Origin of the sequence: Thauera propionica, assembly GCF_002245655.1 — a bacterium.
Taxonomy (GTDB): Bacteria; Pseudomonadota; Gammaproteobacteria; order Burkholderiales; family Rhodocyclaceae; genus Thauera; species Thauera propionica.
Genome location: NZ_NOIH01000002.1, coordinates 125,566 through 137,971, shown reverse-complemented (window position 1 = coordinate 137,971; position 12,406 = coordinate 125,566). Strand labels below are relative to the sequence as shown.

General features: G+C 68.6%; 10 protein-coding genes. 2 read left to right on the top strand and 8 right to left on the bottom strand.

Annotated features, from left to right (window positions below):
- Window positions 1-31 precede the first annotated feature (31 nt).
- From ruvC to CGK74_RS01035, 4 genes are all read right to left on the bottom strand, one after another.
- Window positions 32-580 carry a crossover junction endodeoxyribonuclease RuvC gene (ruvC, locus tag CGK74_RS01050; protein ID WP_094266644.1) on the bottom strand — a complete coding sequence of 183 codons (549 nt, stop codon included), beginning with the start codon at window positions 578-580 and terminating at the stop codon, window positions 32-34.
- Window positions 577-894 carry a heavy metal-binding domain-containing protein gene (locus CGK74_RS01045; protein ID WP_004293210.1) on the bottom strand — a complete coding sequence of 106 codons (318 nt, stop codon included), beginning with the start codon at window positions 892-894 and terminating at the stop codon, window positions 577-579. The genes ruvC and CGK74_RS01045 overlap by 4 nt, the downstream gene beginning before the upstream one ends.
- Window positions 895-925: 31 nt before the next feature.
- Window positions 926-1,807, bottom strand: coding sequence for a DMT family transporter (locus CGK74_RS01040; RefSeq protein ID WP_094266642.1), 882 nt, complete (start codon window positions 1,805-1,807; stop codon window positions 926-928).
- Between the two features lie 76 nt (window positions 1,808-1,883).
- Entirely contained in the window at window positions 1,884-2,609 is a 726-nt protein-coding gene (locus tag CGK74_RS01035; RefSeq protein ID WP_094266640.1) for a YebC/PmpR family DNA-binding transcriptional regulator, read from the bottom strand.
- 134 nt (window positions 2,610-2,743) lie between these two features.
- On the opposite strand from CGK74_RS01035, the gene CGK74_RS01030 reads away from it, so the two are divergent.
- Both CGK74_RS01030 and CGK74_RS01025 read left to right on the top strand, forming a co-directional pair.
- Window positions 2,744-3,388 carry a hypothetical protein gene (locus CGK74_RS01030; RefSeq protein ID WP_133091748.1) on the top strand — a complete coding sequence of 215 codons (645 nt, stop codon included), beginning with the start codon at window positions 2,744-2,746 and terminating at the stop codon, window positions 3,386-3,388.
- 37 nt (window positions 3,389-3,425) lie between these two features.
- Window positions 3,426-4,931 (top strand): helicase HerA-like C-terminal domain-containing protein, encoded by a 1,506-nt coding sequence (locus tag CGK74_RS01025; RefSeq protein WP_094266636.1) that lies wholly within the window; start codon window positions 3,426-3,428, stop codon window positions 4,929-4,931.
- 6 nt (window positions 4,932-4,937) lie between these two features.
- Here the strand turns inward: CGK74_RS01025 and CGK74_RS01020 are convergent, their stop codons facing one another.
- From CGK74_RS01020 to CGK74_RS01005, 4 genes are all read right to left on the bottom strand, one after another.
- The gene (locus tag CGK74_RS01020; RefSeq protein WP_094266634.1) at window positions 4,938-6,854 is read right to left on the bottom strand and encodes a sensor domain-containing diguanylate cyclase; all 1,917 of its coding nucleotides are present in this window, start codon (window positions 6,852-6,854) and stop codon (window positions 4,938-4,940) included.
- A 102-nt stretch (window positions 6,855-6,956) separates the two neighbouring features.
- Window positions 6,957-9,725, bottom strand: coding sequence for a response regulator (locus CGK74_RS01015; RefSeq protein WP_094266632.1), 2,769 nt, complete (start codon window positions 9,723-9,725; stop codon window positions 6,957-6,959).
- A complete protein-coding gene (locus tag CGK74_RS01010) occupies window positions 9,722-10,252 on the bottom strand; it encodes a YfiR family protein (RefSeq protein ID WP_240498584.1) in 531 nt (176 codons plus the stop codon). Before CGK74_RS01010 ends, CGK74_RS01015 begins: the two co-directional genes overlap by 4 nt.
- A gap of 43 nt (window positions 10,253-10,295) precedes the next feature.
- Window positions 10,296-12,320, bottom strand: a complete 2,025-nt coding sequence (locus CGK74_RS01005; protein WP_206186148.1) for a TonB-dependent receptor plug domain-containing protein — start codon at window positions 12,318-12,320, stop codon at window positions 10,296-10,298.
- Window positions 12,321-12,406 lie beyond the last annotated feature (86 nt).

The following is a 12,406-nucleotide window of genomic DNA, read 5'->3' as shown; positions in this document are numbered from 1 at the left end:
CCCGCAGCGCAACACCTGCAACGGAATTTTTTCAGGCCAGGATGCGGCCAGCGCGGCGTCGCGTGCCGACCCCGGCGAGGCCGCCCAGGCCTTGCGAGCCGTGCGCATGGCAGATGGCGCAGGCCAGCGCATCGGCGGCGTCGGGGCTGGGGCTGGCGTCGAGCGTCAGCAGGCGCTGCACCATGTGCTGCACCTGCTCCTTGGCGGCCTTGCCATAGCCCACCACCGACTGCTTGACCTGCAGCGCGGTGTATTCGGCAACCGGCAGGTCGCAGGACACCGCGCCGCAGATCACCGCGCCGCGTGCCTGGCCCAGCAGCAGGGTGGACTGCGGGTTGACGTTGACGAACACCTTCTCCACCGCGACCACGTCGGGCTGGTAGGTGGCGATCACCTCGCGCACGCCATCGAGCAGGGTCTTGAGGCGGCCGGGCAGTTCGCCGTCCCTGGTCTTGATGCAACCGCTGGCGACGTAGCGCAGCTGGCTGCCGAGCTGGTCCACCAGGCCGAAGCCGGTGATGCGCAGCCCCGGGTCCAGCCCGAGGATGCGCGTGGCGACGTTGCGCGAGGCGGTGCTCAAACCTGCACCGCAGTACCGCTGACGCACACCATCAGCATGCCGTTGTCGGCGCCCAGCACCTCGTAGTCGACGTCGATGCCGATCACGGCGTTGGCGCCGAGCTTCTTCGCCTCTTCCTGCATCTCCTCCATGGCGATGCGGCGTGCGTCGGCCAGCGTGCGCTCGTAGCTGCCGGCGCGGCCGCCGACGACGTTGCGGATCGATGCGAACATGTCCTTGAACAGGTTGGCGCCGATGATGGCTTCGCCATTGACGACGCCGAGGTACTGGCGCACGGGACGGCCGTCGAGCGTGGCGGTGGTGGTCATCAGCATGGTGGTCCCTCCGTGAAGTGGAGCGTGCATTCTAGCCCTTGCGTGCCAGCCAGACTCCGGCCACGGCGATGGCCATGCCGGCGAGCGCGAGCGCGCTCAGGGTCTCGCCGAACATCGCCCACGCGATCAGCGCCGTGGTGGGCGGCGTGAGGTAGAACAGGCTGGCGACATTCACCGCACTGCCGCTGCGGATCAGCAGGTTGAGCAGGCTGATGGCCCCCAGCGACAGCACCAGCACCAGCCACAGCAGGGCGAACACGAATTCGCCGTCCCAGGCGATCTCCATCGTCTCGGTCTGGCTGGCGAGCAGCGCGGTGACCGCCAGCGAGGGCACGAACTGCACCACCGAGCCGGTGCGCAGGTCGAAGCGCGGGCAGAAGCGCTTCTGGTACAGCGTGCCGGCGGTGATGCCGACCAGCGCGGCCAGCGCCGGCGCCAGCATGTGGCCGAGCTCGGCGAGGGCTGCCGCGTCGATCGTGGCCTTGCTGCCCACTACCAGGCCGACGCCGGCAAAGCCCATCGCCAGCCCCAGCCATTGCCAGCGCGATACCCGTTCGCCCAGCAACAGGCCCGCGGCGGCAGCCGTCAGCAGCGGCTGCATGCCCACGACCAGGGCCGACACGCCGGCCGGCAGCCCGCGATGGATGGACATGAACACCCCGCCCAGGTACAGCGCATGCACCAGCAGCCCGGTGACGCCGATGTGGAAGGCCTCGCGCGGGCTGGCAGGCCAGGGTGCGCGCATCGCCAGCGCCAGCAGCGTCATCAGTGCGATCACCAGCACGTAGCGGGTGCTCAGGAAGGTCAGCGGCTCGGCATAGGGCAGGCCGAACTTGGCACCGATGAAGCCTGTGCTCCACAGCAGCACGAAGAGCAGGGGCGTGACACGCTGGAACAGGGAGGCGGTCGTCATGTCGGTAAGGGGGCCGGAAAAGCAAAAGCGGCGCCGGGCGCCGCTTTGCGGGGGATGCGGAACGAGTGGCGACAGCTTACTCGTCGAACTCCGCCGAGGTATAGACTTCCTGCACGTCGTCCAGGCCTTCGAGGGCGTCGAGCAGCTTCTGCATGCGCACCGCGTCGTCGCCGGCCAGTTCGATGACGTTCTCCGGCTTCATCGTCACTTCGCCGAACTCGGCGGTGAAGCCGGCTTTCTCCAGCGTTTCCTTCACCGTGGTGAATTCCCACGGGCCGGTGATGACTTCGATCGAGCCGTCCTCGTTGGTGACGACATCCTCGGCGCCCGCCTCGAGGGCGGCTTCCATCAGTGCATCCTCGCTCGTGCCGGGGGCGAACAGCAACTGGCCACAGTGCTTGAACTGGTAGGCCACGCAGCCGTCGGTGCCCATGTTGCCGCCGTACTTCGAGAAGGCATGGCGCACGTCGGCCACGGTGCGGGTCTTGTTGTCGGTGAGGCAGTCGACCATCACCGCCGAGCCGCCGATGCCGTAGCCTTCGTAGCGGATCTCTTCGTAGCTCACGCCCTCGAGTTCGCCGGTGCCTTTCTTGATCGCGTTGTCGATCTTGTCCTTGGGCATGTTCACGCCCTTGGCCTTGTCCACCGCCAGGCGCAGTCGAGGGTTGAAGCCCGGGTCACCTCCGCCCATCTTGGCGGCGACGGTGATTTCCTTTGCCAGCTTGGAGAACGCGGCGCCGCGCTTCTCGTCCTGACGCCCCTTGCGGTGCTGAATATTGGCCCACTTGGAATGACCAGCCATATGACCCTCGATACTGCCGTAAGCGGTTGAAAGTGGCGCAGTATACAACCCGGGGAAGGTCGGCTGCACCTGCGCGGGACGCGGAACATGCGGCCGAACCGCGATAATGACAAGGGATTTCGACGGGAGGGACGATGCGTAAAGCGATGTGGATCGTGGGGATGGCGCTTGCGCTGCTGGCGGGAGGCGTATGCGCCACGGATGCGGGCGAGCCGATCTACGGTGGCTGCGTGGATGCGCGAGGGGCGGCAGTGCCGGCCCTGAGCGACGACCAGCTGCCTGCGGTGGTCGCCACCGGCATCGAGGCGGGGCGGGCCGTGATCCGCTACAACCCGGCCGCGCTGCCGCGGCTGCTGCCGGTGACCCGCAGCTTCCTTTTCGCGCAGGCTTGCGCACGCATCAACCTCGGCTATCCGGCGCTTGGCGAACTCGATGCCGACCAGGCGCGGCGGGCGGACTGCGCGGCCGCCGACAGTCTGCGCCGGTCCGGCCTGCTCGCGGCGGGCGCCCAGCCCGCCCTCGAAGCCGATCTGAAGCTGGCGGAGGACGAATGGGCGTGGGTGCCGGGTCCGCGCCGCGGCTTCACGCTCGACGCCTGCCCGTCCGGTTCGGGCCGAGGGCTGTATGGCGAACCGGCGGCCGGCCAGCCGGGCTGGAATGCCTGCGTGCGCGCCTGCGCCGCACCGCTCTACCGCTGCCAGGCGCGCTGCGCGGCAGGCCGCTGCGCCGATTGCGAATCGGCTTACGCGAGCTGCATCGCGGGCTGCGGAGCGCCCTGATACACTCGGGCGCAATACGACCACCCCGGGGGATGCGATGACCGAAGCGCTGCTGATTGCCAAGACCGCCGACAAGGAGATCCACCTGCTGCCGCGGCTGGCCAACCGCCACGGCCTGATCACCGGGGCGACCGGCACGGGCAAGACGGTGACCCTGCAAAAGCTCGCCGAGTCCTTCGCAGCCATCGGCGTGCCGGTGTTCGTGGCCGACATCAAGGGCGACCTGTCGGGCATCGGGGCCGCGGGCGTCAAGTCCGACAAGCTGATGCAGCGCCTGGCCGCCATCGGTATCACCGAGTTCACGCCGCGTGCCAACACTGCGGTGTTCTGGGACGTGTTCGGCGAGCAGGGTCACCCGGTGCGGGCGACCATCTCCGACATGGGGCCGCTGCTGATCGCACGCCTGCTCAACCTCAACGACACCCAGACCGGTGTGCTGACGCTGGTGTTCAAGATCGCCGACGACAACGGCATGCTGCTGCTCGACCTCAAGGACCTGCGCGCGATGGTGCAGTACGTGGGCGAGAACGCGAAGAGCTTCACCACCGAGTACGGCAATATCTCCACCGCGTCCATCGGCGCCATCCAGCGCAACCTGCTGGCGCTGGAAGAGCAGGGCGGCGACGTGTTCTTCGGCGAGCCGATGCTCGACATTGCCGACCTGATGCAGACCGACGCCGACGGCCGCGGCGTGATCAACGTACTGGCGGCCGACAAGCTCTTCCACTCGCCCAAGCTCTACTCCACCTTCCTGCTGTGGATGCTGTCCGAGCTGTTCGAGCAGTTGCCCGAGGTCGGTGACCCCGACAAGCCCAAGCTGGTGTTCTTCTTCGACGAGGCCCACCTGCTGTTCAACGATGCGCCCAAGGCGCTGGTCGAGAAGATCGAGCAGGTGGTGCGCCTGATCCGCTCCAAGGGCGTCGGCGTGTATTTCGTCACCCAGAACCCGCTCGACGTGCCCGAGACGGTGCTCGGCCAGCTCGGCAACCGCGTGCAGCACGCGCTGCGCGCGTTCACGCCGCGCGACCAGAAGGCGGTCAAGACCGCGGCCGACACCATGCGCCCGAACCCGGCCTTCGATGCGGTGGCGGCGATCACCGAACTGGGCGTGGGCGAGGCGCTGATCTCCTTCCTCGACGAGAAGGGCCGGCCGCAGGTCACCGAGCGCTGCTTCGTCATCGCGCCCGATTCGCGCCTCGGCCCGCTGACCGAGGCCGAACGAAGGGCAGCGATCGCCGGCTCGGTCATCTATGGCCACTACGAGAAGGTGGTCGACCGCGAGTCGGCCTATGAGATGCTGCGTGCCCAGGCGGAGGGTGCGGCGGCACGCGCCGGGTCGCAGGCCGCCGAATCCGCGAAGGCCGGTCAGGGCGGCGGGCTCAACGAAATCCTGTTCGGATCCACCGGCCCGCGTGGCGGCCAGCGTGACGGGCTGGTGCAGATCGCGGCCAAGACGGTGACGCGCACGATCGGCAGCAGCATCGGCCGTCAGATCGTGCGCGGCATCCTGGGTTCGCTGCTCGGTGGCAGCAGCCGGCGCTGAAGCCGCTCAGCCCGCCTGCCAGGGGCCGCAGCGCAGCTGTCCCTTCAGGCTGATGCAGCTGCGGTTGCGGCCGCTTTCCTTGGCACGGTAGAGCGCCCGGTCCGCGGCATTGACCAGCTCGTCCGCGTCCTTCATCGAGGCGTCGCGGGCGGCGATGCCGACGCTGATCGAGAGCTGGATCTCGTGCCCGCCGACCTTGATCGCGAGCACCTCCACCAGCTTGCGCAGACGTTCGCCGGCGCCGAGCGCGGCGCGCAGGTCGGTGTTGTTGCACACCATCAGGAATTCTTCGCCGCCGAGGCGGCAGACGACGTCGTCGCGGCGCGCCGAATGCTGTAGGGTCTGCGCCACCTCGCGCAGCACCTGGTCGCCCACGGCATGGCCGTAGCTGTCGTTGATGCGCTTGAAATGGTCGACGTCGATGACCAGCGCCGCCATCGGCTGCGCCGAGCGTCCGCTTGCACTCCACGCCTTGTCTAGCTCGCTCATGCCGGCGCGGCGGTTGGGCAGGCCGGTGAGCTGGTCGGTCATTGCCGCATGCGACAGGCGACGGTTGCTGATCGCAAGCTCGGCGGCAAACTGGCGCAGTTGTGCGCGGTCCTTCTCCCAGGCCTCGAGCAGTTGCACGTAGTGCCAGGCGGCACGCAGGCGGGCGCGCAGGGAGCGCAGGTCGACCGGCTTGGTGAGGAAATCGTCCACACCGGCCTCGAAGGCCTCGGTGACCTCCTCGCGGGTGTCGATGCCGGTCAGCATGATGATGTAGATCGTCTGGCCCCATTCGGTGGCGCGCAGGGCACGGCACAGCTCGATGCCGCTCATCCCGGGCATCAGCCAGTCGGTGATGACGATCTGCGGCATGAACTGCAGCGCCATCGCCAGGGCCTCCTCGCCGCCGCTTGCCGATTGCACGGTGTGGCCGAGCGAATCGCCCAGCACGCCTTCGAGCATGCAGCGCATCGTGGCATCGTCATCCACCAGCAGCACGCGCAGCGCGGCCGGGCTGTTGCTGTCCTCCGGGCGCGGGGCCTGGCCGGCGCACATCTGCTTGAAGCTCGGCAGCGCCGAAGCCGGCACCTTCAGCAGTTCGCCCCATTCGTGCCAGGCGGCCACGATGCCGTCGATGCGGGCGCCGAACTGGTCGGCGTCGAGGCCGATCTTCCCGCCCAGCAGCAGCAGGTCGGCCGTGTGCCGGTTGCGCTCGGGGTCCGGCGAAATGCCCAGGTCGCCGATGCGCTTGGCGAGGTAGAACAGCTGGGTCAGCTGGTGCGGGCGCGAGCCGGGCGTGAACGGGGCCTTGTCTGGCGCGTCGTGATGGTAGATGGGCTCGATCAGCGCCAGCGGCAGGCCCCAGTCGGACAGCAGTGCCGCCGTCAGTTCGTTATGGTCGGTGTGCAGGCGTTCGTGCTCGAGTTCGGCCAGCCTGTCCGCCGCGTCCGCCTCCTTCAGCAGCGTGGCGTACTCCTGCGGATAGAGGGTCGCCAGCGCAAGCCGTCCGATCTGCGAAAGCAGGCCGCAGGCGAACAGCTCCTCGGCCGCGCCCGCGCCCGTCATCTGGCTGAATTCCTGCATCGCCAGCGCCACCAGCAGCGAGTGCGACCAGAAGCGCTCGTAGTCGAATCCCGCGCAGGGACCGGAGTGGTACTGGTCGATCAGCGAGAAGCCCATCGCCAGGTTGCGCACCGTGCCCATGCCCAGGCGCATGATCGCGTCGGTGACGGAGGCGATCGGCCGGCCGCCGCCGGTGCTGGCCGCGTTCGCATTGCGGATCAGCCGCCCCGCCAATGCCGGGTCGGTCTGCGCAATGTGCGCGATCTCGGTGATCGTGGTGTCGTCCTTGCGGCACATCTCCAGGATTGCGAGCGCAACGCCCTTCGGGCTCGGCAGCTCGCCGGTCAGCGGGATGTGTTGCAGTTTCTTGAGCATGAGGCTTTCGTCAGACGTGGGTACATGCCGCACTTGATGCCGGCATGTTAAACCGGACGGCGGAAGGAGGGGGCGGGCGGTGGATGTGCGCGCTGGGCTTCCTCATCGCGCCAGCTCGGCCTGCAGCGGCAGCAGTTCGGCGGTCGCGCGCCGGTACTCGTCGTGAGCGCGCGCGAACAGGGTTCGGGCTTCCTCCAGTCGGCCGTCCTTGCCGGCGCGTTCGAGGTCGATCAGCAGCTGGTGGAGCGTCATTGCGCCGACGTTGGCCGAGCTCGACTTGAGGCTGTGCGCTGCACGGTGGACGGCGGTTCCGTCGCCGCTGGCCAGCGCGTGTTCGATGTTGGCGAGCAGCTCGGGGCTGGAGCCGAGGTAGATGCCGATGATCCGGCCCGCGAGCTTCATGCCGCCCTGCGGATCGAGTTCGCGGAACTGCGCGAGGAACCCGCGATCGATGGCCGGCAATGCAGCGTCGCGGGCGGTTTCGGGCTGCGGAGGGGCCGCCGACGGAGGGCCGTCATCGTCGGCCTTGTCTGCCGGGATCGCGATCCAGCGCGCCAGCGCCGCGCGGAGCTGGTCGAGTGAATAGGGTTTGGCGAGGTAATCGTCCATGCCGGCCTCGAGGCAGCGCTCGCGGTTGCCCTCCATCACATTGGCCGTCAGCGCGATGATGGGGATGCGGCGTTTGCCCGCCTCGCGCTCGCGGATGGCGCCGCTGGCTTCGTAACCGTCCATCCGCGGCATGTGGCAATCCATCAGGATGAGGTCGAACGCGTCCTGCGCAGCGGCCTCGCTCGCCGCCAGGCCGTCGCCGACGACGGTCACCTCCAGCCCCAGCCGCGTCAGCATCGCCCGTGCCACATGCTGGTTGACCGGGTTGTCCTCGGCCAGCAGCACCCGGCCCGTCAGCGCTGCTGGCGATGGTGCCTCGGCGGCTTCGGTGGCTGCAGCGGACGTCATTCCGACGGTTGTCTGCGGGTGCAGGGCGGCGAGCAGCGCCTGGCGCAGTTCGGCGCGGAATACCGGCTTGTGCAGCCAAGTGAGTGCGAGCGCCTGCCCGCCTTCGCGCAGTTCGGCACGGGCGTGGCTGGTGCGCATCATGACCAGCGGCGTTGCCGACAACGCCGTCAGGCTGCGAATCTCGCGCGCCAGCGCCATGCCGTCCATGCCGGGCATTTGCAGGTCGATGAGCACAAGGGCAAACGGCGTACCGCCCGCAGCGGCTTGGCGCAGGGGCGCGAGCGCATGTTCGCCGCCGTCCGCGCACTCGACGAGCATCTGCCAGGCCTGCAACTGCGCACGGAGTGCCTCGCGCTGCGTGCGATTGTCGTCCACGACCAGGACACGCAGGCCGGCAAGCTCACCGGCCTCGGTCGGCTTGGCGCTGGCGCCGGCCGGCAGGGTGAGCTCGATCGAGAAACAGGAGCCCTTGCCGGGTTCGCTGTCGACGCCGATGTGGCCGTCCATGAGCTCGACCAGGCGGCGGCAGATGGCGAGCCCGAGTCCGGTCCCTCCGTAGCGGCGCGTCGTGGAGCCATCGACCTGCGCGAAGTGCTCGAAGATGCGCTGCTGGGCATGCTGCGGAATGCCGATGCCGGTGTCCTCGATACGGAGCTTCAGGCGGCAGCCAGCGGGCGTTTCCGCAAGCAGTCGGGCTCGCACCACGACCTCGCCCTGCAGGGTGAACTTGATCGCGTTGTTAAGCAGGTTGGCGATGACCTGACGGATGCGGAACGGGTCGCCCCGCACGCGGCGCGCGGTGTCGGCCGGCAGGTCGAGGACGAGCTCGAGCTGTTTCTCCTCGGCCGGTCGGGTGAACATCGACACGCACTCCTCGAGCAGCTCACCGAGATCGAACTCGACCTGTTCCAGCTCGAGCCGCCCGGACTCGATCTTCGAGAAGTCGAGGATGTCGTTGATGATGCCCAGCAGGTGTCGACCCGAGCTGTCGACCGCCTCGGCGAAGCGCCGCTGCTCCCGGTCGAGCGGGCTGGCCAGCAGCAGCTCGGTCATGCCGAGCACGCCATTCATCGGCGTGCGGATTTCGTGGCTCATGGTTGCCAGGAAGTGGCTCTTGGCCAGGCTTGCCGCCTCGGCGGCGTCCTTGGCCTGCTGCAGTTCCTGGGTGTGCTGGGCAAGCCGGGTGTCGCGTTCGGCGATCTGCTCGAGCATGCGGTTGAAACCGCGCGCCAGGGCGTCGATCTCGACGATGTGGCTGCGCTCGGCGCGGGCCTCGTAGTCGTCGTGCGCCACGCGCTCCATCTGTGCGGTGAGGCCGGCCAGCGGCCACAGGATGCTGCGGTTCAGGCGGCGCAGCAGCGTCGCCGCGACCGTCATCGCCAGCAGCGCGGCGAGGATCGTGATGGCCGCGTAGCTTGCGGCCTGCAGGTAGATCGGCCGCAGCTGGACGTCGAGTTGCAGCGTGCCGAGTGTGCGGCCCTGCTGGGTGATCGGCTTGGCGACTCGCAGCGCGGAGAGCGTGAAGCGGCCCGTTTCCCCGGCGGGCAGGGGGGTGAAACGGCGTTGATCCGCCGCCTGCCCGGTCCGCCTGTACTCGGCGACGAGGGCGTGGTCGTTGTCGAAGATGGCGGCGTGCAGCACGTCGGGCGATTGCTGCAGCGTGTCGAGGACGCTGCGGGCCGATTCGGCGTCGTCGAACATGAGGCTGGCTGCGGCGTTGTCGGCCAGCACACGCGCCATCGTGCGCGTGCTCGACTCGAGGGCGAGGGCGCTGATGACGAGGTTGCCGATGATGAGGATGAACGCGACGAGCCCCACCGCGAGTCCGAGCGCGATCAGGTTGGCGCGACGCATCTGCTTGCCGAGCGTGATCGGCAGCGGCGACTCCGGTGTCTGCGGGGCGGGCGGGGTCATTGCACGACCTCGGTGGCCAGCCGCAGCAGCTTGGCGCTCAGGTTCAGGCCCTGGCGTCGGGTGGCGGCAAGGTTGGCCGAGAAGGTGACACGGCCGGCGGCGGTATTCATGTTCAGCATGGCGCCGTGCTGCAGGCTGCCTGGCGCGTCGGTGACGACCAGGGTGGCGTTGCGGCCCAGCACGTCGAACAGGCGCGGCAGGTTGCCGACCATGGCCGGACTGACATAGACGAGGTCGCAGCGCGGCAGCGCCTCGACGCTGCGTGCCCGATGCACGGCGATACGGCGGCTGCCGATCGCGGTGCCGGCAAGCGCGTCGAGATGGGCACCGAAGGGGTCTTCGCCATAGACACAGAAGGCCAGCGTGTCGCCGAGCGTCTCCGGCCAGTCGGTGAAGCTGGCGAAGTTGTACAGGAAGGCCGCCTTCAGCCGGTACTCCTCCGCGCTGTCGGCGTGCGCGCGCGGCATCGCACCGAGCGAGAACGCCGCGAGCAGGCAGCCCGACAAGAGCACCGTCAAGGTACGCATGCCATAGCGGAGGCGTGAAGGCGCGGACAGACGCATCATGGCCTCAGAAGCGGTACTCGAGTCCGAGGCGCACGCTGCGGCCGTCCTGCTCGATGTCGCGCTGCCAGTTCAGGCGCGGGATGGCGCTTGGATGCGCGTACTCGCGGTCGAACAGGTTCAGTACGGTGAGCGAGACCTCGAGCCCCTTCGCCCAGCGTTCGGCGACGAGGTGCAGGTTCGACAGCCAGTATCCGGGAATCCTGTCGCCGACGCCGTTGTAGCGGCTGCCGTCGTGACGCAGTTCGTAGCCGAGGCGCAGCGAGGTGTGCGGGATGGGCGTCGAGAAGTTGAGCTTGGCGAGCACTTCGGGCGAGTTCTCGACCTTGTCGCCGTATTCGGCGTCGAGCTTCTGCAGAGCCAGGCTCGTGCGCAGGCGCGCCCCCGTGCGCCAGCTCTGGCTCGCCGACAGCTCGATGCCCTTGGCGCGGGCCCGGCCGGCCGACTGGAACTGCGGCAGGCCACTGACCGGGTCTTCGCCGAGGCGGATCATGTCCTCGATCTGCCAGCGATAGAGCGCGGCACGCAGGTGCAGCTGATCGGTTGCGGCATGGTCAATGACGAGTTCGACCGTGTCGATGGACTCGCCGTCGAGGTTGGGGTTGGCCGCCTGGGTGCCGTCTTCCTCGTAGTCGCGTTCGTAGGCGTTCGGTTCGCGGTGTGCGCGGCCCAGTAGCGCCTTCAGCGTGGTGTCGGGACGTGCGGCCCAGATCAGGCCCAGGCGGGGGCTCAGCTCGATGTCGCCGTCGCGGTTGCGGTCCACGCGCAGGCCTGCGGTGCTCGACAGTGTGTCGCTCAGGCGCCATTCGTCCTGCACGTAGAGGCCCGCGCGGTAGCCATCGCGTTCGATCGCGGTGTCGTTCGCGCGGTAGGTCAGGTCGTGGACATACTGGTCGATGCGCCCTTCGTTGCGGTACTCGGCGCCAAAGGACAGCGTGTGACCGGCGAAAGCGGTCGAGATCAGCTGCAGTTCGATGCCGCGCTGTTCGCTGACGGACGTGTAGCCGTAGGGCGCCCCGTCGTAGAAGAAACGGCCTTCGTAGCGGTAGTCCGTGCCGTACAGGCGAGCCGACAGCGTCAGGTCGTCGCCGATCTGGTCGCGGTACTGGAGCTGGGCACCAGTGTAGCGGTCGCGCTGCTTCTGGCCGTCCCTGAGCGGGTCGGACATGAAGGCCGCGGTGGGGTCGTCCTTGCGGCGGTCACCGCTCATGAACTCCAGCTTCCACGGGCCGCGGCTCAGCAAGGCGTTGAAGTCGGCGTCGCGTTCGCCGTCCATGCCGCGCGCCGTGCCGCGCACGCCCGCAGCGCCGAAGTCGTAGAAATGATCCTCGCCGCGCGACACCAGGCCCGACATCGACACGAGCACCTCGAGGTCGTTGTCGAGCAGCTTGCCCCAGGTGGCGCGCGCCGTGCGCTCGGCCTGCGGCCAGCGGTAGGACACCGCCACCTCGCTCCCATCGACCGTCTGGCCGGTGCGCGTGACGATGTTGACCACGCCCAGCATCGCGTTCTGACCGTAGATGGCGCCGCCTGGGCCGGGAATGAACTCGATGCGCTCGATCAGGCTCATGTCGAGCGGCAGCGTGCGGCCGGTCGGGCCACCGTCGTAGAGGGGCTCGTTGAAGCGGTTGCCGTTGATCGCGATCAGCACCCGCGTCGTGTAGTCGCCCGGCGTGCCGAAGCCCCGCACGCCGAGAAAGGAATACTGGCGGTCGTAGGTCGTGAAGATGCCGGGCAGGCTGGCGAGCGCCTCGTCGATGGTGCGCCAGCCGAAGGCCTTGATCTCGTCGCGGGTGATGACGCTGACCGCTGCGGCGACTTCCCGCTGTGTCTGCGCGTAGCGTGAGGCGCCGACGACGTTGACCGCCATCAGGTCCTCGAGGCTCATGCCGGTGAGTTCACCGGCGGCCGATGCGGCCGTCGTGCCGATCAGACCGGCAATCAGCAGGGCGCAGGTGACTGCACGATGGCGCGCCTCGCGGGCAGGGCGTGCGCAGGGCGGCTGGGCGTTAGCGGAAGCGTGTCGCGTCATGAGCGGACGGGTCTGCGGGATGTCGGGCCGGGTCCGGGGGCATCGGGTGCCCGTGCGGATGCGAAAATTCACCCCGTATCATATGC